This is a genomic window from Algoriphagus winogradskyi, from assembly GCF_900182815.1.
In the GTDB taxonomy this organism is placed as follows: domain Bacteria; phylum Bacteroidota; class Bacteroidia; order Cytophagales; family Cyclobacteriaceae; genus Algoriphagus; species Algoriphagus winogradskyi.
Genome location: NZ_FXUA01000009.1, coordinates 139420 through 165828, shown reverse-complemented (window position 1 = coordinate 165828; position 26409 = coordinate 139420). Strand labels below are relative to the sequence as shown.

The following is a 26409-nucleotide window of genomic DNA, read 5'->3' as shown; positions in this document are numbered from 1 at the left end:
GTTAATAATCTAAATTTAGGCTTTTGGCCTTACATACATAGTGTTTCTCTACGATTTTACTCATGACTTTTATATTCGGTAGGTCAGCCGCCTGAGCTACATCTATTACTTCACCTTTTTTTGTCAAAATATTAATTCTATCCTTAGCGAGGTATCCATAGTTACTTACTGCCCCATGCGAAAAGAAATAAGTTAAGTCTTGCGGAGGAATTCCCAATTTGGAAATCGTCTTTTCTTTCAGCAGAGCGATTTCTTCAGGCTTAAACGCCTCGTTGGTCAAGCTGATTTTGAAAAGATTTCGAGTCAAAAACATCTGAGAAATATTTCTAAGGACGTAATCAGGGTGATTTTTCCACAGCTTTATAGCGCCCCAGATATCCAGATCGTCCATTTCGAGGAACAATCGTAAATAGTCAGGATTAGTTTGGAAGTCGGACAAAGATAAATTTTGGCTCAAAAGAAAGTCAAATTCCTCCGTGATTGTAAAGCTTGTGCCTGATTGGCGTAGAAACCGAGCCCGCTCGATCAGTTTGATGAGCATTTTCTCCGCACTGACGGTGGTTTTATGAAGGTAAACTTGCCAGTACATCAATCGACGAGCACTCAGGAAGTTTTCAATGGAATAGATTCCTTTTTCTTCGATCACTACTTGGTCATTTTTCACATCCATCATCTTGATAATGCGATCTGCACCAATAGTTCCTTCGGATACGCCAGTGAAAAAACAATCGCGCTGAAGGTAGTCCAATCTATCAATGTCTAACTGGCTGGATACCAGCTGATGAAAGAATTTTCGCTCGTATTGATTCTTAAATATTCTTAAAGTAAGGTCTAATTTGCCACCAAACTCTTGATTAAAGAGTTCTATAGTCAAAAGAGAAAGCTCTTCATGGGGAACGCCCTTGAGTAGGCTGTATTCTAAGGCATGTGAAAAAGGTCCATGTCCAATGTCATGCAAAAGAATCGCGATTAATGCGGCTTCATATTCTTCGTCTGTGATTTCAGTACCTTTATTTCGTAGATTGTCTAGCGTAATGCTCATCAAGTGCATTGCCCCAATCGCATGATGAAATCTGGTATGGAGAGCACCGGGATAGACAAAATCAGTCAGACCCAGTTGTTTTATTCTCCGCAGTCGCTGAAAGTATGGGTGATCGATAATCGTAAAAATCAACTCGCTTGGGATCGTGATAAATCCGTATACCGGGTCGTTTAGTATCTTCTGGCTTTTCAAGGAGGCCTTTTTTGTTTGCCTCAAAAGTAATTATAATTTTAAAAGAAACGGAACCTGAAATGTCTCAAAAATTCAACATACTCTGGGCTGACGATGAAATCGACTTGCTCAAACCACACATTCTTTTCCTCGAACAAAAAGGATATGCAATTACCACGGTGAATTCTGGGGTGGATGCTATCGAAGAAGTAGAGCAAAAAAACTTTGATGTAATTTTTCTAGATGAAATGATGCCTGGAATGACTGGTCTGGAAACTTTGCAACAAATCAAGCAGATGAAGCCTCAAGTTCCTGTGGTGATGATCACCAAAAGTGAAGAAGAACATATCATGGATGATGCGATCGGAGGGAAAATTGCTGATTACCTGATCAAACCGATTAACCCAAGCCAGATTTTGCTTTCGGTGAAGAAGTTACTTCAAAACAAGCAGTTGATTGACGAGCGAACCACCCAAAGTTATCAGCAGGATTTTATGAATATCAGTATGGCTTTTGGCGATGCTGAAGATCATCAAGATTGGGCAGATATCTACAGGAAACTGACGTATTGGGAGATGCAGATCGATGATACTGAAAATAAAAACATGCTTCCTGTGCTGGAATCACAGAAAATAGAAGCGAATGCTAATTTCTGCAGATTCATTAAAGATAATTATCTCGATTGGATGGAAGAGAAAAACCCTGTAAAACCATTGCTTTCGCCTCAGGTAATGAAGAAAAAGGTTTTTCCCCAGCTTCAGGATAAAAAACCGCTGTTCTTTATCGTGATAGATAATTTTCGATTAGATCAATGGGAGGATATAGAGTCGATCATAGCTCCTTATTTCAATATAAAAGACAAGGATACTTATTATAGTATTTTGCCCACCACTACTGCTTTTGCGAGAAATGCACTCTTCAGTGGAATGATGCCAATGGATATGGCGAGATTTTATCCAAATTTCTGGGAAGATGAGGATTCAGATGAGGGGAAAAATAACTTCGAAGAGGACTGGTTGAGAATCAACTTGGAGAAAAACCGATTGTCGATTAAGTCCAGCTATAATAAAATAATTCAGGCACACCAAGGAAAGGCTGTGTTAGAGCAGTTTCATACTTTCCTTCAAAATGATCTAAATGTCTTAGTTTATAACTTCGTGGATATGGTTTCTCATGCACGAACAGATATGAAAATGATCCGGGAACTAGCTCCTGACGAGTCAGCTTACCGATCATTAACCACAAGTTGGTTTGAGCATTCTTCCTTGTTTGAGCTTTTGAAAAAGATTCATGATGCAGGAGCGGAGGTGATCATTACTACTGATCATGGTACCAAAAGAGTTAATAAGCCTTACAGAATTATAGGTGATAAAAATGTGACTACAAACCTGAGGTATAAGCAAGGCAAAAACTTGAACTTTGAGCAGGGGAAAGTTTTTGAAATCAAAAGACCTGAAGACGCCAAATTGCCACGGCTGAATGTTTCTTCTACTTATGTATTTGCCGTTGAAGATTATTTCTTTGCATACCCGAATAATTACAATTATTATGTGAACTTCTATAAGGATACTTTCCAGCATGGAGGTGTATCTTTGGAGGAAATGATCATTCCGATCGTTCATTTGTCACCAAAATAATTGAGCATTTGACCCAGTTTACATACGAGCTAGATGAGATAGGAAAAGCAGCTTCAGCTGTTATTGAAGCCGCTTCTGATGAAAAAGTGTGGGTGTTTCAGGGTGATATGGGAGCGGGTAAAACCACTCTTATCAAAGCGCTGTCCAAATCATATTCCATCCTAGATCAAGTCAGTAGTCCTACTTTTGGAATAGTAAATCACTATGAAAATCAAGTTGGTGAAATATTTTACCACTTTGATTTTTATAGAATGGATGATGCTACAGAAGCCTTGGATATCGGAATAGAAGAGTATTTTTATAGTGGAAATTATTGCTGGTTAGAATGGGCAGAGAAAGTTGCTGCATTTTTGCCTGAGAAATTTTTCCTCATTCGGATCATCAATGAATCCGACACAAAACGAACCCTGAACTTTCAACATATTCAAGATGCCAGCTGAAATCGATCAACTTACTGCTGTAGGGCTGATACCGAAGGAATCGCCTGCCAAGGTGAAAAAAAGAGACTACTCCTTGGTTATAGGTTTGCCAAAAGAAGTTTCTACACAGGAAAAGCGCGTAGTCATAACCCCAGAATCTGTAGGCTTACTTACTAATAATGGGATTAGCGTTGTAGTGGAGGCAGGTGCTGGCTTACAATCAAAGTTTTCCGACCAGGATTTTTCTGATGCCGGAGCGAAAGTCACCAGTTCAAAAAAAGAGGTTTTCGAATCACAGGTGGTTTTAAAGATAGATCCGCCAACAGAAGAAGAGTTGAGCTACATGACTACTGGTAGCTGCCTTATATCAGCTCTACAGCTGGAAAGACAAAGTCAGGAATTTATTCAGAAGCTGAACGAAAAGAAAATAACAGCAGTAGCATTCGAATACTTAGAGGATAAAGTAGGAGGAATGCCAGTAGTGCGTGCTATGTCGGAGATCGCCGGAAGTACGGTGATGCTAATAGCTGCAGAGTATCTTTCTAGCGAAAATAGCGGCAAAGGATTAATTATGGGGGGCGTCACTGGAGTGCCACCAACTCAAGTAGTAATCATAGGCGCGGGCACAGTGGCTGAATATGCCGCTAGAACAGCCTTGGGATTAGGAGCTAATATCAAAGTTTTCGACAACCATATCTATAAATTAAGAAGACTTAAGCAATTGCTCGGTCAGCAGATTTACACTTCTACCATTGATAATTTTAGCTTAAATCAAGCGCTTTCGGAGGCAGATGTGGTAATCGGTGCATTACGTGCTGAAAAAGGTCGAAATAAAATCGTGGTCTCCGAAGAAATGGTCGCCAACATGATGCATGGTAGTATTATTATAGATGTAGCCATAGATCAAGGAGGTTGTATCGAAACGGGCAGAATGACTTCACATGACGAACCTGTTTACGAGGTTCATGATATTATTCATTATTGTGTTCCGAATATTGCTTCTAGAGTAGCAAGAACTGCGTCCTATTCCTTGAGTAACATCTTCACTCCACTTATACTTCAGATGGCTGATCTAGGTGGGGCTGAAGAAATGATATTCAATTATAAATGGTTCTTGAGAGGGGTGTATACCTACAGAGGAAGTCTTACAAATGCCTATCTGGGAAGGAAATTTGGAATGAGCCATAAAGAGCTACAATTGTTACTAGCTGCAAGGTATTAACTCAAGACAGTAGGTTCTGTCTTAAAATAAATTCTAATTGATCATTTGCCTTAATCAATGCTTTAGTTAATTTTTCGTTTTCCCTGCGAAGCTGATATATCTCAAATGCGTTTTTAATTACTGTCCTGAGGTAATCTTCCTCCCAAGGTTTTGTCAGATAATGATAAACCTGTCCCTTGTTAATAGCATCAATTACGGCTTGGATGTCAGTATAGCCAGTCAATAGTATTCTTATGGGGTTAGGGTAAATAGGAATAATAGATTCCAGAAATTCCACGCCAGTTTCCCCAGGCATTCTTTGATCCGTGATAATTATGTCAACTTCCTGCTTCGATAGAACTTCTCTAGCTACTGTAGCATCAATTGCTAGAAAAATTTGGTAATCTCTTCTAAAAGTAGCCTTGAATGCCTGAAGGTTATTTTCTTCATCATCGACATAGAGGATTTTAATTTTTTCTTGAGGCTTAGTTTCCATTCAACAAATTTGTCTAAAACAATCGATACGTTACAATTAAACAGTGTTTTTTTATAAAAATAACTAATGAAAATTGTTTTCTAGGAATTTTCAATAACCAATATAAAAAGATACCCTATAAAGAGTATTAAAAAATTGGACTTATAGTTGAAAAAATTAACTTTACTTCAATTTATCACCCCCGATAATACAAAATGTTAAGTAGTACACAGTTCCATCTTGATGACCAAGTGTTTCCGTTAATCTTTACGCCTTCAGATTTTTCGGATTCTTTAATTTTTAGAGAGTTGTATGATAGTCCTCAAATCACAATAATTGACTTATTGGAAGATCAGGTAAGTGAGTTGATTAAGGCCAACAATCCTTCTAAATCATTTACGGAGGCCGAATTGTCCTCACTAGTGATTCAGTTTTTTGTTGAACGAGATAGGGAAAGCTATGGTAATTGGGTTTACTTTCCTTGGAAAAAGGCTTTGGTCAGACTTCTTCCCGAAGAGGATTTTATTAAAGTAAGAACTCAGCGTAACAATTATAAAATCACTACCAAAGAGCAAAAAGAGCTCAGAAAAAAGAAAATTGGATTAATTGGACTATCTGTAGGGAGGAGCATCGCTGTAACCATAGCCTTGGAAAGAGGTTGTGGTGAATTAAGGTTGGCAGATTTTGACACGTTGGAGTTGAGTAATCTCAATAGGATCAAAGCCGGAGTTTTGGATTTGGGGATTGAGAAGGTTGTTTTGGCGGCGAGAGAGATTTTCGAAATAGATCCGTATCTCAAAATCACCTTGTATAGAAATGGTGTAAACGAGGATAATATTGATGATTTTCTTTCGAATGGAGGGGATTTAGACTTACTGATTGACGAATGTGATAGCCTGGATATCAAGGTGCTGGCAAGAGAAAGAGCTAAGGCTAAAAGGATTCCTGTTTTGATGGAAACTTCAGACCGTGGAATGTTGGATGTTGAAAGATTTGATCGGGAGCCATCCCGTGAAATTTTTCATGGCCTGTTAGGAGATTTTAATTTTTCGGATTTAAAAAACTTAACAAGTCAGCAAAAAGTCCCAGTTGGATTGAAGATTATCGGACTAAACACCATTTCCACACGAATGAAGGTTTCTTTGCTAGAGCTAAGTCAGTCAATTTCATCTTGGCCACAGTTAGCTTCTGCTGTGTATTTGGGGGGTGCTACGGTGGCAAATGCTTCTAGAAAAGTGTTGTTAGGGGAAAATGTAGAATCTGGTAGGTATTACGTGGATTTGGATGAGCTAGTATTAAGCAAAAGCGAAAAGGCTAAACCTGAACCTACCAACACCCCAAATACAGACAAGGACTTTATAGACTTATTACCAAAGAACAGATACGTTTCAAACTATAAGATTTCTCATCAGGATTTATTTTTTATAATAGAAAAAGCCAATACAGCTCCTTCAGGAGGGAATAGTCAGCCTTGGAAATGGATATTTGATCAAGGTGGCGTCCTCCACCTACTTCATGATAAATCTAAAAGTGAATCTTTACTTGATTACCTAGGCACTGGATCCTTGTTGGCATTTGGGGCTGCATTACAGAATTTTAGACTTGTGGCAGCTTCTATGGGTATAGAGCTGACCATCCATCAGCATATTCAAAATTTTGAAGAGGAACTTATCGCCTCCATTGTGTTTGATTCAAGATCAGAAGATCCGATTTCTATTTTGAACGGGGATTTAGTAGCGGGCATTTCTATGCGATGTACAAATCGTAAAAATGCTGAGCGAGTGCCTTTAGAAAAGCAGACACTTGACGAATTTAAAAATATTGCTACTTCAGATGGTGTTAGCTTAGAAATCATTGATGGCCTTGAGCAACTAAGAGCACTGACTCCTATAGTAGGGGGAATGGATCGTCTAAGGCTACTTCATGATCAAGGCTATAAAGATTTTATAAGTGAAATAAGATGGTCGGCAGAAGAAGCGTTGGAAACGAAAGACGGGATTGATATTGCCACACTTGAAATGGGGAATTCAGAGCGTGCAGCAGTAGGGCTAGTTCGTGATCCTGGAACCATTGAGTTTTTTAGGAAAAATGATTTAGGCTATGGGTTAACTAAGATTTCTGATCAGACTATACTATCTGCATCAGCAGTGCTTATGTTTACTGCGGATGAATATACACCAAGCGCCTTTCTCAAAGCAGGGGCAGCAATTCAAAGAGTCTGGATAAAAGCTAATTTATCCGGCTATAGTTTTCAGCCGATTTCATCTTCTCTTTTTATTTTTCATAGAGTATTAAGGGAAAAAATAACCGGTTTTTCAGAGAATGAAAAGGGGATGATTCAACAGTTTAAAAATGACCTTAACCAAATTTTCAATAGAGGCTTAAGCAAGCAAGAGGTGTTTATGGTGAGGATTAATAAAGCGGGCGAGCCATCAATGAGAGCATTTAGAAGAGATGTTTCAGCTAGTTTGATTTTACTGTAACCGGGATGTTCAAATTAATAGCATTTAGAGCAATTAATGATCCCGAACGGTGTCAGAAGTTCATAGAAGGACATAGGCAGGTACTGGAAAGTATTGGAGTAAAGAAAGTGACTTCTGCTAATAATAGTTGGGTGAAAAATCCTGATGTCATCGTGGTCATAGTGGAGTCAGATGAAGATGGTTTAATCTATGGAGGCGCGAGAATTCACCGTGCTAACGCAGATTTTCCATTACCAATGGTAGAAGCAATTGAGGATTTAGACAGCAGTATCAAAGATGTAATAGAAAAGGATATTGATGCGGGAACCGGTGAAATATGTGGAATGTGGAATTCAAGAAAAATCACCGGTCTTGGTATAGGGGCAATTTTTATGTCCAAAGCTTGCTTAGCGCTTACTCCAAAGCTTAATCTTACTTCCTTATATGCATTATTCGCTCCGGTGACAGTTAAACTTGGATTAGAAATGGGCTATGAAATTTTAACTCAAGTTGGGAACAACGGTACTTTTTACTATCCAAAATTGGATTTGATAGCTACGGCTATGAAAATGTATGATTCTGAAAATTTGCCTATGACTACTCAGGAACATAGAGATTCTATTTTTAAAATCAGAGATAACGACACCCTTGTGATAGAAGAAAATTATAGAGGGAGAGAAATTAAATTGACTTATACATCCTATGTACAATGATAAAATATTTATACTTTTTTTTAGCATTAGTCTTACTGTCTTCTTGCAAGGAGCAATCCAAGAATCAATTTGAATTTATAGGCTGGGTCTCTGAAAATCAGGGGGTTAATAGTGTTGAGGATTTTATAGCTTTGCCAAACTCAAGCCTTGAGAATTCCGAAGGCGAATTCTTGTCGTTAGGGTATTCTGATGCTAGTTTTTGGATACGCGTAGTGCTCACAGAAGTACCAAAGAATTCAGGGAAGCAAATTCTTTCTCTTAGTAATCCTATGCTCAATGAGATTGAAGTTTACAATGCTGAAGGAGTCTTGGTGAAGAAAATGGGAAGAGTTAATGTAGCAGATCAGGACTTTAATTCTCTTTTTAATTTTGCGGATATTTCAGAAGATAAGTCATTGACCTACAATGTAAAAGTGAAGAGCTTCGGTAATGTAAATGTTCCAATAAGCTTAAATACCGACACCAAAAATTACCTGACTTTAGACGAGCGGAATCTTATTTTTGGGATCTACTTTGGGATTATATTGGCGATGTTCTTTTACAATCTCTTCCTATGGATTTCTACAAGGGATTCTTTATATGGGTTATATATCACCTACATATTTTTTGTCGGTGTAACTCAAGGAATATTAGGGGGATATGTTGATGCGTTTGTATGGCCATCTAGTGTTTTTCTGAAGGAATATGGTTTTTACATCAGCACTGCATTAGTGAATATTGTTGGGATATTTTACTCATTAAGCTTTCTGAAAACTAAAGTATTTAACAAAAAGTTATATGCCATTGGAGTAAGTATAATAGTTGTTTATGTATTCATATTATCAGCCTTTTTATTTGATTTTGGTATAGGCCAATTGAAGTTTAGATTTTTACAGGTTTTCTTGGGCATTGTGCCATTTTACTTACTGTTTATATCGTCCTACAGCCTTGCCAGAGGATATAGACCTGCAAAATTCTTTTTGATTTCTTGGTCATTATTGATCTGCAGTATGATTGTATTCTTACTTGGGGACTTAAACATATTACCTAATAGCTTCTTCACTAGCTATGTGTTCACCTTTGGCTCTGTATTCGAAGCACTCTTACTATCATTTGCTCTTGCTGATAAAATAAATATTCTAAAGAAAGAAAAGGAAAAAGAACAAGCTGAACGCCTACTCATACTTGCAAAAAATGAACAGTTAGTACGTGAGCAAAACGTCATGCTGGAAGACAAGGTCAAAATCAGAACTGATGAATTAGAACAGGCACTTCGAAATCTTCAGAATACGCAAAGCCAGCTGGTAAATCAAGAAAAAATGGCTTCTTTAGGTCAGCTGACAGCTGGTATTGCTCATGAAATCAATAACCCGATCAACTTTGTGAGTTCTAATATCATGCCTCTCAAGCGGGATATTAAGGATATTATGGAAGTGATTGAGTTCTATAGAACTACCGGTGCGAGGGAGTTTACTCCAGAATCGCAGCAAGAAGCAAAGCAGCTTGAAGAAGATCTTGAGTTGGAATACGTGCTCGATGAAGTTGACCAATTGCTGAAAGGAATGGATGATGGGGCAAAAAGGACAGTGGAAATTGTGAAAGGTCTCCGGCTGTTCTCACGGGTGGATGAGCAGGATATGAAAAAAGTGGACGTACATGATGGGATCAACAGTACAATTATCCTATTAAATAGTACTATGCCCACGAAAATCCGAATTGTTCGTGACTTCGGTGAGCTTCCATTGGTAGAATGCTTGGCAGGTAAAATCAACCAGGTTTTCATGAATATTATCAACAATGCTGTTCATGCCCTAGCCGATCATATTGATACGATTGTTGACCCTAAGATTGAACTTAGAACGAGGTCATTGGAGGATTTTATAACTATAGAAATTATAGATAATGGGCCAGGTATGCCTGATAATGTAAAACAACGAATATTTGAACCTTTCTTTACCACAAAGGCAGTCGGTAAAGGTACAGGTTTGGGGCTTTCAATTGTTTACTCTATTATTGAAAATCACAAAGGAACGCTGGAAGTAATTACGGAAGAGGGCCAGGGGACTACATTTAAAATAACACTTCCTATTTACCAAAGCTCTCAACGCTATGAATGATAAAATCCATGTCCTTTATATAGATGATGAAGACAATAATTTAAAGTCTTTCAGAGCTACTTTAAGAAAGGACTTTAAAATTTTTACAGCTATTGATGCTGATGAAGGGTTGAAAATCGCCAGAGAGGAAGAAATCCATGTGGTTATTGCTGATCAAAGAATGCCCGGGATGACTGGGACAGAATTTTTTGAAGAGTTGGTAAAGTTCAATCCTGATCCAATCCGAATTTTGCTTACCGGCTATTCCGATATAGCTTCTGTTATCGATGCAATCAACAAGGGTGAAGTTTATCGTTTTATTGATAAACCTTGGAATATTGAGCAGATTAAAAATTCGATAAAGAATGCTGCCGATATTTATTTTATGAGGCGTGAGCTTAAAGAAAAGAACATAAAGCTAAAAAAGCTTCATTCAGAGATGAATCAATTTGTTTACAGCTTGTCACACGAATTAAGAGGTCCGCTGATGAGTATTTCTGGTGTCTCTAAGTTGGCAAAAATGGAGCTTAAAGATCCTGCTGCGGCCGAGTATTTTGATATGATAGATAGTGCAACTGGCAAGTTGGACGATTATATCTATAAAATGCTTGACTTCTATAGGTCAACGAAGATTGATAATAAAATCTCTGAGATTAATTTTGGGCAAGTTGTTGAGCAACAGCTCGTTGCTTACAAGGCAAAGTTTCCTATTGACCATATCCAGCTTGATGTCCAAATTAATCAATCTAGTCCTTTTTATTCAGATGATGCGAAAATCCGGGTTATCCTCAATAACTTATTTAGCAATTCGGTTCAATTCCAGAAAGGAGATCAAATTGATAACAAGATAAGTTTGAGTATTGAAGTGGAAGAAAATCTCGCTACCATCACGCTTTCAGATAATGGTATCGGCATAGAGGAAAAGCATCGCTCAGATGTTTTTAATTTATTTACCCGTGCGACTCAAAAAAATGTAGGAACTGGACTAGGTCTCTACATGGTGAAGGAAGCAGTAGAGCAAATGGGAGGAAAGGTAGTTCTAACTTCGGTATTTGGTGAAGGGGCAACATTCAAGGTCACTTTGCCAAATATGAAATAATGAGCGGTTTCTGTGCATTTTCGTCCTAAACTGTATCTTTGCATGGGCTTTGTGAAAGCTTCACTTTTTATTAACTAATTCAAGATATTATGATTAATCCCTGGCATGACGTCAACATCGGGAAAAATGCCCCTGAATTTGTAACAGGTGTAATTGAAATACCAAAAGGTAGCAAAGGTAAGTATGAACTAGACAAGAAGACTGGAATGTTGATGCTCGATCGCGTACTCTTCTCGGCGGTGCATTACCCAGCAAACTATGGATTTATTCCACAAACTTTCTGTGAAGATCATGATCCATTGGATATTTTGATTATTTCTCAAATTGACATTCCATCAATGTGTCTAGTGGAGGCCAAAGTGATTGGTGTGATGAGAATGGTCGATGGTGGTGAAGCTGATGATAAGATTATAGCGGTAGCTGCTGGTGATCAGTCAGTGAATTACATCAATGATATTGACGATCTTCCTCCACACTTGATGAAGGAGGTTCACCGATTCTTTGAGGATTACAAAAAACTCGAAAACAAAGAAGTGAAAGTTGAAGACTTCCTTGGTAAAGAAGACGCCATGAGAATTATTCAGGAAAGTGTCGATTTATATGATCAAAACTTCCGAACTAGAAAATAAACTGAAAGCCTGAGATCATCTCAGGCTTTTTTCGTTTTTCACCGCTGTGGTCACAAAGGTTTATGTGAGATTGAGATTATATGCTTTGTCTAGTGATAAGATTTTTCACTTCAGATTTCTGAATTCCTACTTCTTATTTTTAACCTTCTGCTTCCCCGCCTTTTTAGCCAAATAAGCCACTAGATCTTTATAAGCTTCATGTTCGTGATTAGATACCGAAATGGATTGTTTATCTGAAAATGCGATGGTTACTTGACGAAACTCTTTTTTATTAGCCATAACTACTTCCTCTTCCCAAGCTAAAATTTGACTGACTGGATAGGTTTTGGTGTACCCTCTCAAAGGCAATTTGACAATGATCTGATCTCTTCCTGCTGTGATGAATCGGTATCCAGCCAGCATTTTCACCAGTAACATCAAAATCACTAACGTAATCAGCGAGCAGGCAATCAAATAAAACCATATTCCAAAACTTCCTTTGTAGGCAAAGTCTCTCAGGATGAATACTAAGCCAGAGATAAGTATGAGCAAAACCAGGCTTAATGAAATGTAGGTGGATACTTTTGGTTTAATGACCAGCATTGGAATCTTGAATTTCTATTAATTTCTCTCGTGCAAAAGTCTCCAAATCCTTGAAGAAAGCGAAGAAAATCACCTCAAATTCTGCTTCTTTTTCCAGTAAAGCCAGATGAGCTACATCCATTTTAGAATCGAATCGGGTTCTTCGGGACATTCCAGTAAGCGTTTGTTGGATGCCATCAATTTCTCGGTATTTCAAAAGCCAGTTGTCCTTTTCCATCCATTGAAACATGTTTGCGAAGCGATCCGGGAAAAGCAGCCGATGGTGTCTCAGTGTGGCAAATGTGTTTTGGATAAAATCTTCCAGAGGGATGCTGCTGTATTTTGTCCAATTTTTTGCCAGGAAATAATCAAAATAAATGTCCGTAATCACGGTGGAATAATGTCTGAATGTTGGCCTCAAATAACTCTGTCCAGCTCGCACTAATGGATGAGTATCTGTGAATAAATCAATTTCACGATGTAGCTTAATTCCATTTTGTACTCCTTGAGGGAAGCTGCTCATCATTTTTCCCTTCACAAAATCACCAATAAAATTCCCTACAAGCACTTGATCCTGACCAAAAGAAAGATAAGCATGGGCTAGGTAGTTCATAGGCAATGTTGAGTTGGGAAAACTCAAACGGTTTTGATTAGTTTCGTCTAAAATACGGATTGATGGACAAAGTCACTGAGGAATTAAAGAAAGGACTGAAACTTTTAAAACTGGAATGGCAGGAAGATCTCGCCCAATACAAGCAGAAATTCCTGAATACTTCGCTTGCTGAGAAGAAAAAAGCAGGAATTACTTGGCACCCGATTCAACTGAAAAAGAGTAAAATCGGAATGGGTGAACGCCTTATCGTGGAGGTGGAGCGCTCGGACGCTAGTTATGCATCTTCGTTTAATTCGGGTAAATCAGTTTCCTTTTTCAGTACTCATGAATACTATAATGCTACTGAGAATCGGGTAAACGGTGTCATAAATTTTGTCAGACAAAATACCATGACCGTCACGTTGCAGGCAGATGAATTGCCAGAATGGATGGATGGAGGTAAGCTTGGGGTGGATCTTCTTTTTGATGAAGCGAGCTACCGGGAAATGGAGTTTGCGCTGAAAAAAGTGATTTCTTCTGAAAACAAACGGGTAGATGAGTTAAAGGAAATTCTGCTGGGTGAAAAAGCCCCCCAGTTTTCTGAAAAGCAGATTTACACAAAACCCAATCTCAATTTTTCCCAAAACAAAGCTTGTGAACTGATAGCAAATGCCAAAGATGTGGCGGTGGTTCACGGACCTCCGGGAACTGGAAAGACGACAACATTGATCGAAGCGATACAAGATTCGGTGATTGCCGGAGAGTCGATTTTAGTCTGTGCACCAAGTAATGCCGCGGTGGATCTTTTGGTAGAAAAGCTGATCGATCGAGGGATTGAAACCTTGCGTCTTGGCCATCCGGCAAGAGTGGAGGAGAAGATTCTGAATCAAACTTTGGATGCCAAAACAGCTTACCATCCGAGTTACCGTGATCTAAAAAAGCTTAGAAAAGAAACTGACCAATACCTGAAATTGGCCAAGCAATACAAGCGCAATTTTGGTCATGAAGAACGTGCACAAAGAAAGCTTATGTATGCGGAAGTTTCCCGACTGAGGGAGGCATCCAAATCGCTGGAAGAATACATTCAATACGATATTTTTCAGAGGACAAAGGTTTTTGCCAGCACACTTGTAGGTGCATCATCTTACAATTTGAAAGGGATGGAGTTTGATGTGGTCTTTATCGATGAAGCAGCTCAGGGACTGGAGGCGGCAACTTGGATTCCCATTTTGAAGTCAAAGAAAGTGGTGTTTGCAGGTGATCACTGCCAACTTCCGCCTACGATAAAGTCTTTTCAGGCGGCTCAGGAAGGGTTGGCTGAAACCTTATTTGAAAAAGTGATCGCTCGGAAACCTCAGTCTTCACAAATGCTACAAGTGCAATACAGAATGCCGGAAGCAATTATGGGATTCTCCAATGAGCAGTTCTATAAAGGAGAGCTTCAAGCTGCCGAGAATACAAAATCCCATACTTTTCCTGATGAGAGCAATGCTTTGGAATGGATTGATACGGCCGGTGCTGGGTATTTGGATCAAAAGGAACAAGATAGCTTGAGTACCTGCAATCCCGAAGAGGCTGCTTTTGCTTGCCGCTATCTGAATGATATTGTTAAACGAATTGGGATTTCGGATTTTAAGCAAGAAGGCTGGACTATTGGTCTGATTGCTCCCTATGGAGCACAGGTTCGTTTGCTTCGATCTTTGATTTTCGAAGGTTTTGAATATCCAAATCTGCGAGCTTTTTCTGATGTGATTACGATCGATACGGTGGATGGTTTCCAGGGTCAGGAGCGTGATCTGATGATGATTTCCCTTACTCGGTCCAATGAAAAAGGGGAGATTGGTTTTCTTGCAGATACTCGCAGGATGAATGTTGCTTTGACGCGGGCAAAGAGAAAACTGGTACTGATTGGCGATAGTAGCACTTTAGCCCAAAACCCATTCTTTGATCAATTACTTCAGTATTTTGAGAAAAATGAGGGGTATAAAAGTGTGTGGGAGTTTCTGGGATGATGGAGGATATAATTTCTGAAAATTGGACATTGAAAATTGGAAATTTATAATTCTTTTCAATTCTTCGAAATCGTATTCTTCACTTTAAAATGATAGCTCAGCGTGCTAAGAATATCCCCAAAAGCATCAGCTGATTTCAATTGCTCATCGGATACTTTTTTGCCTAGAAGGCGACAAAGCAAAAGACCGTAAACCCCATTTAGGCAGATTTGAATTTCATTTCCCAGATCCTGACCTTCGGCCTGCATTACAGCTTCTATAATAAATGGTTTGGCTTTTTTATAGGCTTCAAAGTATGCAGGGTCAGTTTTTAGTAGGTTCCAGTGGATTTGAGCCAGCTCAGAAACAAGATTATTCAATTCTTCCAAATGCCCTTTTTCCAAAATATTCTGAGCTTTCATTTTATCTAGAAGACCTAAATACCAATCAGCAATTTGCTTTTTCTCATCCTCAGAAACTGGATATTTCTCTACTACGAAGGTTTTGATTTCATCAGGATTTCCTTGGTAAGATCTGATAAGATCCTCCATTTGGTACATGTAGATGATGTATTCGGCGATGTTGTTTGACTTTTTGTTTTCGGCTACTGACTGCATTTTACTAGGTTTTGAAAGTGCAAAGTTCGAGAAATTTTCAGTTTTCAATTACCAATTTTCAATTTTCAGGCGAACTATTGGAGGATTGCTATTTTGAATATTGAATTTGAAACTTGATCATTGAGTTTGAAAATTCTCTTATCTCCTACTTATTTACTACTTTTGCGGGCAGAATGGATATGCAAAAAATAAGGAATTTCTGTATTATAGCCCATATTGATCATGGGAAGAGTACTTTGGCGGATAGACTATTACAGCAAACTGATACGGTCGCAGATCGCGATATGCAAAATCAGTTGTTGGATAATATGGATCTTGAGCGGGAGCGTGGCATCACGATCAAGTCTCATGCGATTCAAATGAAATATACACATGAAGGTGAGGTTTATACGCTGAACCTAATTGATACCCCCGGTCACGTGGATTTTTCATACGAGGTTTCCCGATCTATCGCTGCCTGTGAAGGTGCTTTGCTAATCGTGGATGCTTCCCAAGGAATTGAAGCTCAGACGATTTCCAACTTATACTTGGCCTTGGGTCATGATCTGGAAATCATCCCTGTACTAAATAAAATTGACCTTCCTGGAGCTGATCCAGAATCCGTTGCCGATGAGGTGATTGATTTGATCGGTTGCGATAGAGAAGATATTATTTTGGCCTCCGGCAAAACAGGTATTGGTATTGACGATATCCTGAAAGCAGTGGTAACTAGAATCCCCGCTCCTAAAGGAGATCCGGATGCACCTCTTCAAGCGATGATTTTTGACTCGGTTTACAATCCATTCCGAGGTGTGGAGGTTATCTTCAGAATTTTCAACGGTACCTTCAGCAAAGGAGACAAGATCAAATTTGTCAACACTGGAAAGGAATACGAGGCAGATGAAATCGGGATTTTGGGATTAAACCAAATTCCACAACAAACCATGAGCGCCGGTAACGTAGGTTACCTGATCTCTGGGGTGAAAGTTGCCAAAGAAATCAAAGTGGGTGATACAATCACGCACATCAAAAGACCTTGTGATAAAGCTATTCAGGGTTTTGAAAACGTAAAACCTATGGTTTTCGCAGGTATTTATCCTGTGGAGACTACGGACTATGAAGAGCTACGCTATTCCATGGAGAAGCTTCAGCTGAACGATGCTTCGCTAGTTTGGGAGCCTGAAACATCCATGGCTTTGGGCTTTGGATTCCGTTGCGGATTCTTGGGAATGCTCCACATGGAGATTATCCAGGAGCGTTTGGAGCGGGAATTTGACATGACTGTGATCACGACTGTGCCTTCGGTACAGTTCAAAGCACTCATGACAAACGATACATACCAGATTATCAATGCACCTTCCGATATGCCTGATCCAACTCGGATGAAGCATATTGAAGAGCCTTATGTGAAAGCCTCTATAATCACTGCTTCCGAATATGTGGGTGCGGTGATTACGCTTTGTATGGACAAACGTGGTCAGATCAAAAACCAAGTTTACCTTACTGCTGAGCGTGTGGAGTTGACTTTCGATATGCCATTGGCGGAGATTGTTTTTGACTTCTTCGATAAATTGAAAACCATATCCAGAGGCTATGCTTCTTTGGATTATGAGTTGAAAGGATACGAGATCTCGCACATGGTGAGATTGGATGTGATGCTAAATGGCGAGCCAGTTGATGCCTTGTCAGCGGTAGTTCACAGAGATAAAGCGTACGATTGGGGCAGAAGACTTTGTGAGAAACTGAAGGAGCTGGTTCCACGTCAAATGTTTGAAATCGCTATCCAAGCGGCTATAGGTCAGAAAATTATCGCTAGAGAAACAGTAAAGGCGATGCGAAAAAACGTGTTGGCTAAATGTTATGGAGGTGATATTTCCCGTAAGCGTAAATTGCTTGAAAAACAGAAAAAAGGTAAGAAGCGAATGAGACAAGTCGGAAACGTCGAGGTGCCTCAGGAAGCATTTATGGCGGTGCTGAAGCTGGACTAGTCGGAGGTTATTTCGGAGTCCAAAAGTTGGTTATTCATTATTCATCATTCGACATTCATTATTAATTTAATTTCAAATGAAGAATGATGAAGTTCGAATAATGAAGTGGGGTTCAACGGAACTTCAACCATTGATGGATTAAATTGTGAATTTAGAATGATGAATTTCAAATAATGAAGTATTAGAATTCAACACTATACCTGGGTACAATGGAAAGAAAGTATGATTTAGAGGCGCGATTAATAGATTTCGCTGCTGCTATTATATCTTTTACCGATTCTATGGTTAACTCAAAAGCAGGAAATCACATGGCTAATCAGCTTCTCAGAAGTGGAACATCGCCTGCTTTGAATTATGGAGAAGCACAGTCAGGAGAATCCCGAAAGGACTTTATCCATAAAATGAAAGTAGTTTTGAAAGAACTAAGAGAAAGTGGAGTTGCTATCAAGATTGTTGAAAAAGCTAAACTTCATCTTGATCAAAATGCAATTGAAGTTATACAGAATGAATGCAACCAGTTAATTTCAATATTTGTAAAAAGTGTTGGAACAGCTGAAAGAAATAATAATTGAATAATGAATGGCGAACTTCGAATGTTGAATTTCGAAGTTTGAATCCGTAAATAATAAAATATGGCAATTCTCATCGACGGAAAACTCACCTCAACGCAAATCAAATCCGAAATCGCTACCCGAGTGGCGGAAATAAAAGCTGAAGGAGGCAAAACACCTCACCTAGCAGCTATTCTTGTGGGAAGTGATGGAGCGAGCCAAACCTATGTAAATGCAAAAGTGAAGGCCTGTGGAGAATGTGGTTTTGAATCAACTTTGGTAAGACTGGAGGATAATGTCTCCGAAGAGGAATTGTTGAAAGTGGTGGAGGATATTAATGAGAATGCTGATATCGATGGATTGATCGTACAGCTTCCGCTGCCTAAGCATATCTCTGTTGAGAAAGTAACCAATAAGATCAAGCCTGAGAAAGATGTAGATGGATTTACTCCAGCAAACGTTGGACGTATGGCTTTGAACTGGCCTGCTTACGTTGCGGCGACTCCTTACGGCATCGTAGAATTGCTGAAGAGATACAATATCGAGACTTCAGGCAAGCATTGCGTGGTGATCGGTAGATCCCATATCGTAGGAAGTCCGATGAGTATCCTGATGGCCAGAAATGGCTATCCGGGAAATGCTACGGTGACGTTGACTCATAGCCGGACTGCCAATCTTCCAGAGATCGCTAAAACTGCTGATATTCTGATCGTAGCTTTAGGAAAGCCTCATTTCGTAACTGCTGATATGGTGAAGCCAGGCGCTGTGGTAATCGATGTGGGGATTCACAGGATTGAAGATGCAAGCAAGAAATCAGGTTTCAGATTGGTTGGAGATGTGAAATTTGAGGAAGTTTCTGAAATCGCTTCTGCGATCACACCAGTACCAGGTGGAGTAGGACCTATGACGATTGCATCGTTGCTTTATAATACACTCTTGTCAGCTGAGAAGAAGGTTTACGGGTGATGATGATGCGTTTCTGTTAGTGGAATCTTTCTAGCGGCAAGACAGGCCCGAACAGAGGCGTTAAAGTAATTCCTAAGAAAATAAATGCAAAAGGTTAGCATCGGGTTTGCTTAGAATAGGCAAGTCTGATACTTTTGCAGTCTGTTAACCGCGCACGTGGTGAAACTGGTAGACACGCCAGCTTGAGGGGCTGGTGCTTTAAGTAGTGTGGAGGTTCGAATCCTCTCGTGCGCACAGAAAAGGCCTATACTCATCATATAGGCCTTTTTTCATTTATTTTATAGCATTTTTTATAGCACTACACTCTCCTTATTTCAGATTTGCCTACCAGATCTATAGATCCTAAGACCAAATCAGGACAATTTTTGATTTCAATTAGTGTATCTGTCAAGGCACCGCCTTCCAGAATTCCTGATACATTTTCGATCATCACAGTATTACCTGAAAGGTAATTTCCTCTCATAGTAAAGTCACGTTGGTTATTGATATAAATTTCGCCCCCTGATACCTCATTCTTCAAAAGTTTGTTGCCATATCCAAATCTTTTACTGTACTCGCTAGTAATGCGGATTGCACTAATAGTGTCGTAGATCTTGTTTTCCTCGATTATGTTGCCTATTGCATGGCAAAAGTAATCTGGATTCTCTACCCCAAAAGCTCCAAGACTAGCCATATTTAAGCCACTTCGGCCCCCTCTTACCACATTTCTTGCAATTATATTATGAAATCCACCTCCCCAAAGACTTAGTGCATGTCCAGGCTGATTGGTCTTGGGTACTACACCATTTACTGTGTTTTCGGAGATAGAACATTTATAAAATCCAGTTACCAGCGAAGCTTCAGAACCTACGGAGGGGATATAGTCACTTTCAATAACGATTTTAAGGGAATTACCATTGTTGTATGGTTCAGAAGAAATAACTCTGAAATCTTTATACTCGCCATCAATCACGAAAAGGAAGTTTTTAGCATCTCCTACAAAAGCGGCATTCACAGTTTTATTCCCATATTTTTTACCGGCTATTAATTCTTCAATGAAGTAAAGAGTATCAATTTCTATTACTGTTCCGTGATCTCCTCTGTATGCCTTGGAAATATAAAATTTGGTAATAACAGGCAATAGATTCAGCGAGTTTGCATAGGAATCAAATCCTGCTCCTTCTTCCAATACTTCATTTACTGTATTTCCATGAAATTTAAATCCTATGGACAAAGCTTCCCTATTTGCGGACGCTTGTAAAGCTGTATTGAAGCCTTTGCCGGATGTATTTCCAATGAGCTCACAGGTTTGAAGTACGCGGCTTACACGAATACCGTTATCGGCATAACTCGCGACGATAGAGGAATTTTTTATACTTACTTTTTTTGCGTGGTCAATGTAAAAACCTGACCTCAATTGAGCCTCTGTTTCAATTACCACTCCATCAGCTTCGATTGTTGCCTTTAAACTGTCAACGGTAATAGGATTCCTGCTTTTTTCTAAAGAGTTTAGGTTAATAGTTAGACCATGTAAGATCTGGTCAGCATGTCTATCAGGAGTACACTCTACAATGATATTCTTTAGAGTTATACCTTGTACTTTAGTGGATATTTTATTGAAAGATGGATTGTTGTCATTTTTAATTCCTATCAACGTCCCTTCACCCGATATACTTTTAGTCTTCTGATACCAAAGTGCGTTCATTCCTGCTCCCTGCAAGTGGATGTAAGTCCCTTTGGGTATATATAGGTTTACATTGGAGAGATCAAGATTATTAAATTCAGGAGTTCCAATGTAGCTTCTGGCCAACTCGCTGGTTTTAACTCCATTTTTAATTTTTATTATTCTCACCCCATTGTTTTGCTCTATCCAGTATCCATCACCCATCGGTGTGGAATGTCCAGGGTAACAGCAGCCTTGAAACGTTAACCCCTCTAGTTGGGAATCTATTGGCTCAACTCCGTACTCATGAATACTTATTGCATCCTCAGGAATAGGTGTTGGCTTGTATGGTTCTCGTTCTTGTTTATGCTCAGGAGTTGGAGTAGAGGGTGCAGGGATAGTCGAAAGGAGGGAGGTGTTTACCACAGAATCGTCTATGTCAATTTCTCCTGAGGCTTTAAATAATCCCTCGATTTCAAGTGTGAATTTTCGAACAGTCATAGGAAGTTTTGTTAAAAAAAGTAAGAAGAGTACCAATTTCACTAAACCTTATTCACAGTTTTGCACATAGGTCAGTTTACATTGGTTTGATCACATGTACTAATATAATAATCAGAAGTGATTTGATCATCATACTAAGGTTGAATCTATAACTGGTTGATAGTTAGTTGGGTTTATGCTTAACTGAGCTTTCGGGTAGATATACCATCATTGAGGTTCTTGTGGAGGGGAACTGACTTTTTTCCACCATCGGCATTCCTCTCCATATTTTTTTCCTACATTTTGAGCCAAATTTGATTTCTATGAACCGACTAGTTAAAGCAGCATTATTTTGTGCGACGATTTTTACAACACAATTTTCATTTGGCCAATCTGCTCAATTCCCTCTCGTAAAAGATTTTGGGGGGATTTATGAAGTTCCTGAGGCCTCTGAAAGGCCAGATGGGAGTTTGGATTATTACATCCTAATAGACATGACCTCAGCAGCTGAAGATAATGCTAAGATCAGTCGCTGGGTGGATAATATTGCCAGAATGATGAATCTTCACGGCCTTGCGGGTGTTTCTAAGGATCGCATGCATGTAAAAGTGGTAGTACATGGTGGAGCGATTGCTACCGTTATGAACAATGAAGTATATCAAAAGCGATATAATTCTGATAACCCGAATATTCCTGTTTTCAAGGCATTGGAAGAAGCAGGAGTAGAAGTGCTGGTGTGTGGGCAGTCACTTCGAGCTAGAAATCTAGAAAAATCAGATCTTTATGAGGGCGTGGAAGTAGCTTTGTCAGCTATGACCACAGTGACTACCTATGCTCCAAAAGGCTACACGATCTTAAAATTTTAATCCCCAATTGGAATAATTATTGGTTCCTGGGGTAATGTGTTTTTAATGAATAAGAAATCCCCTAGTTCCAGTACTGCTGGGAAAGTCGTTACCGGCTTTTTCATAGCCGCCATTTTCCTGATTGGAATGGCAGGGTTGACTTATTACACTCAGAATAGGCTCCTTGAAACCATGAAGGAACTTGCGGAGCCAAATCAGAAACAAAACCTGCTCAATAATCTTCAATCTGAGATTATTCAAATCACCCAGATGGATCACTCTACTGTTGATCAGGACTTTAGAGTTCAGGATTCAAGTGTGATTTCGCTTAAACTTAAGCTTCAGGAATTAGCATTATTGGCTGAAGACTCCTTAGAAAACAGCTATATCCAGAGTATAAGAACCAATCTCGATACCCTCATCTTGGGTTATATCAACTTGTATGAGGTTAAATCTAGTTTGGCTAATCGGAATTTCACCCAAGAAGCGTTGAACAAGGTGGAATTGGGAATTAGAAGGCGTGCAGCGAGTCTGGAGCAAAAACCCATAGAGAAGATCAATCCAAAAGCTTCCTTGTTCAATGAGCTGGAGGAAGAAATGACTTCTCGCCAAGAGGCAAAGACAGGTAAAGTTCAGCAAAAGACCATTATTACTAATGAAGATGACAAGTCAATTGCCTTCCTTCGTGATTTACAAAAGCAAAATTTCAAAGACTCCAATTTGCCAGAAGGGCAGACTCTAGATAGTGTTCTATATAACATCAAAGGTGTAATCAACAGAGTCAATCGGGAGGAGTCTATACAGCGGCAGAAACTTGCCAAGATGGAAGCCGATATTTCCATCAGCCAAAGCAAAATTATCAACACTATCCAAAGTCTCGTAAGCACCCTGCAACAGCGTGCGATTGAGAAATCGGATCGCCAAAATGACTCCGCCTATCAGCTTACTTATGACATGACTTATTTCTTGATCATGATCGTGGTATTAGCAGTTATAGGTGCTGCGGTAATGGTTTATTCGATTTTGAAGGAGATCCAGGTTACAAAGAAATATCAGGAAAATCTCGAAATTTCGAGACAGAAGTCGGAGCAGTTAGCTAGGTCTAAGCAGGAATTTTTAGCCAACATGAGTCATGAGATTCGAAACCCTCTTCACGTAATTCAAGGCTATAGATCAGTTTTAGAAAAATCAGAATTAGACTCCAGTCAGCAATCCCATTTAAGAATGATAGGGTTTGCATCAGATACTTTAATGGAAATCGTCGATGAGGTGCTTGACTTTTCGAAACTGGAAGCCGGTAAGTTGAAGTTAGAGGCAAGGCCTTTCGACCCGGAGGCTCTCTTTTCCTCCTTGCAAAGCTTCTTTGAATTGCAGGCTGGAGAAAAGAAAGTCGATTTTGAATGGGCTTTGGATCTACCAAAAGACAAATGGTTGATCGGTGATCAGCTTCGTTTGAAACAAATCCTAAATAATCTGCTTAGTAATGCATTTAAATTTACTTCAGAAGGCTCGATTTGTGTAAATGTGGGGTGGGTGAAAAATGAACTGACTGTGGAAATAAAGGACACAGGTATTGGGATGTCTCCAGCAGTGCTCGAAAAGGTCTTTATGGAATTTGATCAGGCCGATACCTCGATCTCTAGAAAATATGGAGGAACAGGTCTAGGTTTGGCCATAGTTCAGCGCTTGGTTTACTTGATGGGAGGAGAGATTAGCGCAAAAAGTGTAGAGCATGAAGGAACCTGCATGTTGGTGACTTTGCCTATGGTAGCTACAGAGTCCCAGCGCGTTGAGTTTAACCCCGATGAAATAGCAACCATTGATCTTACGGGGCTGAAGATACTTTTGGTCGATGACGACAAGGTGGGTATCAGGTATTTGGAGACTATTTTGAGTTACTTTGGGGGATCTATTATCGCCTATCCTGGGGGTACTAATTTCCGGGATGAGTTTGTTGAGGTTGATTTTGACTTGGCGATTTTGGATATACAAATGCCTGAGTTCTCAGGATTTGATGTGGTGGCTAACTTACGATCCATTGATAAGTATAAAGAGATTCCGATCCTGGCTATGACAGCGAATGTGTTTGTGGAAGAGCGGGAAAAAATGATGGAAAGTGGTTTTACGGAGATTATTTTCAAGCCTTTCCAAGAGCGGGTATTGGTCGAGTGCTTAGGTAAATTTTTCCCAAATAATGTGGTTAAAAACTCTCCTTTAAGCCCTAAAATCAGTGAATCGGAAAATACGTTGTTTCAGTTGAAAGATCTGGCGAGATTTTGTATGGGCGACGAACTTCTTCTGCAAGATATTGTACGTGAGCTGATAGCGGAGACTAGGAAGGATCTCGGTAAATTGAAAAAAGCGAGGTTAGAGGATGATTATGAGCAGATTCTCGAGATTTGTCATCAATTAGGAAGTCGCTTAGGTCAAGTCAAAAGTACTGCAGGTCAGACGGCTAGGAAGGTAGAGAACAGTTTGAAAATAGGGAATAAAAATGGCCTCGGTGAAACGTTAAATCAGCTGGATGAAGAAATTAACATCTTGCTGTCAGCGCTTTCCGAGACCATTGAAAAAACTGCGGATTTACAAAGTTAATCCAAGCCGTATTTTTCCATTTTACTATAAAGGGTCTTACGATCCATATTTAGAATTCGGGCAGTTTTGGACTTATTAAATTTGGTGTCCATCAGTACTTTTTGAATCAATTCTTTTTCCTGCTCTATCCACTGGGATTTATAATCTTTTGGCGAAAGCTTATCAGTCTTGCTTGAGTTGGAGGGGTAGCTTCCGTTTGACCCAACTAGACTCACAGAAGGCTCATAAATGTCTGCAGGCAAAGAGTCTTTCTCCACATATGATCCTGACGTCAAAAGAACCGCGCGTTTGATTATGTTTCTTAACTCCCGCAAATTGCCTGGCCAGTCATAGGCAAGGAAAATCTCCCAAACTTCAGGAGAAAACCCTTTGACATTTTTGCCAAGACGGGCATTACTCTCTTCCAAGAATTGATCTGCGAAATCTTGCAAATCTTCTTTCTTGCTTCTTAGTGGGATAGCGCTTAGGGTAAATTCATTCAATCTATGATATAGATCCTCACGGAAATGCCCATCCCCAGCCTGCAAAATCAGATTATCATTTGTGGCAGCAATAATCCGTACATCGATTTGAATTTCCTTATTACCTCCGATTTTTCGGATGGTTCTCTCCTGAATCGCTCGCAGTAGTTGTATTTGCACATCATAGCTCAGATTTCCAATTTCATCCAAGAAGATGGTGCCACCATTCGCCATCTCAAAATGTCCTGTTTTGTTCTCTAAAGCTCCCGTAAAGGCACCCTTTACATGTCCAAAAAGTTCACTGCCAGCTAGTTCTTTGGGCAAAGCTCCACAGTCAATTGCAATAAAAGCTCCATCTTTTCTGGTGGATAAATCATGAATTCTTCTTGAAATAAATTCCTTGCCTGTACCGGTTTCTCCTAGAACCAATACGCTTAAATCAGTCGGTGCTACGAGTTGTATATGCTTTTCAAGTTTTTCGGCCTCAGCAGAAGTCCCTATTACATAGCTACTTTTTACCTTGTTTTTTGGTGAAAAACTTGTTGGAGCTGCAGTGTTCTCCGTAGAATCATGCTCTTGGATTTTGGCTGAAAGAGATTCTTTTACAGTTGCCAACAGCTCATCCGGGTTGATCGGCTTGGTGATGTATTCGAAAGCTCCTAGTTTCATTGCCTTAATTGCAATTCGTATATCGGAGTAGTGAGTGATTAGAATCACTTGGGTATGAGGATAATTGCTTTTAGACCATTGGAGCAACTCCATGCCAGTGCCATCCGGTAGCCTGAAATCGGCAATGATCAAATCGAACTTAGAATTGCTAAACAATTGCTGTGCTTCCTTGACTTTGATAGCAGTCTGAATTATGAATCCATTTTTCTCTAAAAAGGTCTTGACTATTCTGGAATAAGTCAGATCATCTTCTACTAATAATATGCGCTTCATGAATATCTTTCTTTGTAGAGCTAGTTAACAAAAAAAGCACCAGACAAGTGCCCGATGCTTTTTTACTTGAGAGATTAAGCAACTAGTCTTTTATTTTGTTTCCTTTTTTCTTCAGCTTTTCTTTTAAGTATTGCCAAATACACCAGGGAAATAGGAGATGCAGAGGGTATGCCTATTAGTGAAAATGCGCTTTTGAGCTATTTGTTGATATAAGTCAAAATGTATTTGTATAAAAATGCCTCAGATTGTTCTTTATAAATCTAAAAACACCCAATA

Annotated in this window: 21 protein-coding genes and 1 tRNA gene; 15 read left to right on the top strand and 7 right to left on the bottom strand. The window is 39.4% G+C overall.

All coding sequences use genetic code 11. The features are described 5' to 3' along the window. Position 1: 1 nt before the first annotated feature. On the bottom strand, positions 2-1234 hold the full coding sequence (locus QOL76_RS19300; RefSeq protein ID WP_283414601.1) for an HD domain-containing protein: 1233 nt from the start codon (positions 1232-1234) through the stop codon (positions 2-4). Between the two features lie 59 nt (positions 1235-1293). On the opposite strand from QOL76_RS19300, the gene porX reads away from it, so the two are divergent. Genes porX through QOL76_RS19285 form a run of 3 tightly spaced genes read left to right on the top strand, consistent with a single transcriptional unit; the run spans position 1294 to position 4491 of the window. Further along, a complete protein-coding gene (gene porX, locus QOL76_RS19295; RefSeq protein ID WP_283414600.1) occupies positions 1294-2850 on the top strand; it encodes a T9SS response regulator signal transducer PorX in 1557 nt (518 codons plus the stop codon). 8 nt (positions 2851-2858) lie between these two features. Continuing rightward, entirely contained in the window at positions 2859-3290 is a 432-nt protein-coding gene (tsaE, locus tag QOL76_RS19290) for a tRNA (adenosine(37)-N6)-threonylcarbamoyltransferase complex ATPase subunit type 1 TsaE (protein ID WP_283414599.1), read from the top strand. Next, entirely contained in the window at positions 3280-4491 is a 1212-nt protein-coding gene (locus tag QOL76_RS19285) for an alanine dehydrogenase (protein WP_283414598.1), read from the top strand. The genes tsaE and QOL76_RS19285 overlap by 11 nt, the downstream gene beginning before the upstream one ends. 1 nt (position 4492) lies before the next feature. On the opposite strand, the gene QOL76_RS19280 is transcribed toward QOL76_RS19285, so the two are convergent. After that, positions 4493-4966, bottom strand: a complete 474-nt coding sequence (locus QOL76_RS19280) for a response regulator (protein ID WP_283414597.1) — start codon at positions 4964-4966, stop codon at positions 4493-4495. A gap of 194 nt (positions 4967-5160) precedes the next feature. On the opposite strand from QOL76_RS19280, the gene QOL76_RS19275 reads away from it, so the two are divergent. From QOL76_RS19275 to QOL76_RS19255, 5 genes are all read left to right on the top strand, one after another. Next, a complete protein-coding gene (locus QOL76_RS19275) occupies positions 5161-7428 on the top strand; it encodes an Rv1355c family protein (protein WP_283414596.1) in 2268 nt (755 codons plus the stop codon). Between the two features lie 5 nt (positions 7429-7433). Beyond that, a complete protein-coding gene (locus QOL76_RS19270) occupies positions 7434-8120 on the top strand; it encodes a hypothetical protein (RefSeq protein WP_283414595.1) in 687 nt (228 codons plus the stop codon). Beyond that, positions 8117-10216, top strand: coding sequence for a sensor histidine kinase (locus QOL76_RS19265; protein ID WP_283414594.1), 2100 nt, complete (start codon positions 8117-8119; stop codon positions 10214-10216). Before QOL76_RS19270 ends, QOL76_RS19265 begins: the two co-directional genes overlap by 4 nt. After that, the gene (locus tag QOL76_RS19260) at positions 10209-11294 is read left to right on the top strand and encodes a hybrid sensor histidine kinase/response regulator (protein WP_283414593.1); all 1086 of its coding nucleotides are present in this window, start codon (positions 10209-10211) and stop codon (positions 11292-11294) included. The genes QOL76_RS19265 and QOL76_RS19260 overlap by 8 nt, the downstream gene beginning before the upstream one ends. Positions 11295-11383: 89 nt before the next feature. Further along, positions 11384-11923, top strand: coding sequence for an inorganic diphosphatase (locus QOL76_RS19255; RefSeq protein ID WP_283414592.1), 540 nt, complete (start codon positions 11384-11386; stop codon positions 11921-11923). Positions 11924-12049: 126 nt separating this feature from the next. On the opposite strand, the gene QOL76_RS19250 is transcribed toward QOL76_RS19255, so the two are convergent. Together QOL76_RS19250 and QOL76_RS19245 are read right to left on the bottom strand one after the other, a co-directional pair. Continuing rightward, positions 12050-12505 (bottom strand): hypothetical protein, encoded by a 456-nt coding sequence (locus QOL76_RS19250; protein WP_283414591.1) that lies wholly within the window; start codon positions 12503-12505, stop codon positions 12050-12052. Next, on the bottom strand, positions 12492-13097 hold the full coding sequence (locus QOL76_RS19245; protein WP_283414590.1) for an acyl carrier protein phosphodiesterase: 606 nt from the start codon (positions 13095-13097) through the stop codon (positions 12492-12494). The genes QOL76_RS19250 and QOL76_RS19245 overlap by 14 nt, the downstream gene beginning before the upstream one ends. Before the next feature lie 62 nt (positions 13098-13159). Here QOL76_RS19245 and QOL76_RS19240 point away from each other — a divergent pair, with 62 nt between their 5' ends. Beyond that, entirely contained in the window at positions 13160-15088 is a 1929-nt protein-coding gene (locus tag QOL76_RS19240) for an IGHMBP2 family helicase (RefSeq protein WP_283414589.1), read from the top strand. Positions 15089-15144: 56 nt separating this feature from the next. Here the strand turns inward: QOL76_RS19240 and QOL76_RS19235 are convergent, their stop codons facing one another. Then, positions 15145-15684 (bottom strand): DUF4924 family protein, encoded by a 540-nt coding sequence (locus tag QOL76_RS19235; RefSeq protein WP_283414588.1) that lies wholly within the window; start codon positions 15682-15684, stop codon positions 15145-15147. A 173-nt stretch (positions 15685-15857) separates the two neighbouring features. Here QOL76_RS19235 and lepA point away from each other — a divergent pair, with 173 nt between their 5' ends. The 4 genes from lepA (at position 15858) to QOL76_RS19215 (ending at position 19402) form a co-directional block, all read left to right on the top strand. Then, positions 15858-17651 carry a translation elongation factor 4 gene (lepA, locus tag QOL76_RS19230; RefSeq protein ID WP_283414587.1) on the top strand — a complete coding sequence of 598 codons (1794 nt, stop codon included), beginning with the start codon at positions 15858-15860 and terminating at the stop codon, positions 17649-17651. A gap of 209 nt (positions 17652-17860) precedes the next feature. Next, positions 17861-18223 (top strand): four helix bundle protein, encoded by a 363-nt coding sequence (locus QOL76_RS19225; RefSeq protein ID WP_283414586.1) that lies wholly within the window; start codon positions 17861-17863, stop codon positions 18221-18223. 60 nt (positions 18224-18283) lie between these two features. Continuing rightward, on the top strand, positions 18284-19168 hold the full coding sequence (locus QOL76_RS19220; RefSeq protein WP_283414585.1) for a bifunctional 5,10-methylenetetrahydrofolate dehydrogenase/5,10-methenyltetrahydrofolate cyclohydrolase: 885 nt from the start codon (positions 18284-18286) through the stop codon (positions 19166-19168). A 150-nt stretch (positions 19169-19318) separates the two neighbouring features. Then, positions 19319-19402: transfer RNA gene (locus QOL76_RS19215), tRNA-Leu, on the top strand. Between the two features lie 64 nt (positions 19403-19466). Here QOL76_RS19215 and QOL76_RS19210 read toward each other — a convergent pair. Then, positions 19467-21311 (bottom strand): hypothetical protein, encoded by a 1845-nt coding sequence (locus QOL76_RS19210; protein WP_283414584.1) that lies wholly within the window; start codon positions 21309-21311, stop codon positions 19467-19469. 302 nt (positions 21312-21613) lie between these two features. Between QOL76_RS19210 and QOL76_RS19205 the strand changes: the two genes are divergently transcribed. Together QOL76_RS19205 and QOL76_RS19200 are read left to right on the top strand one after the other, a co-directional pair. After that, the gene (locus QOL76_RS19205) at positions 21614-22156 is read left to right on the top strand and encodes a DsrE family protein (protein ID WP_283414583.1); all 543 of its coding nucleotides are present in this window, start codon (positions 21614-21616) and stop codon (positions 22154-22156) included. Between the two features lie 45 nt (positions 22157-22201). Beyond that, positions 22202-24730, top strand: a complete 2529-nt coding sequence (locus QOL76_RS19200; RefSeq protein WP_283414582.1) for a hybrid sensor histidine kinase/response regulator — start codon at positions 22202-22204, stop codon at positions 24728-24730. On the opposite strand, the gene QOL76_RS19195 is transcribed toward QOL76_RS19200, so the two are convergent. Further along, complete coding sequence (locus QOL76_RS19195) at positions 24727-26133, bottom strand: sigma-54-dependent transcriptional regulator (protein ID WP_283414581.1); 1407 nt, start codon at positions 26131-26133, stop codon at positions 24727-24729. The two genes, QOL76_RS19200 and QOL76_RS19195, sit on opposite strands and share 4 nt — an antisense overlap. Between the last annotated feature and the right edge of the window lie 276 nt (positions 26134-26409).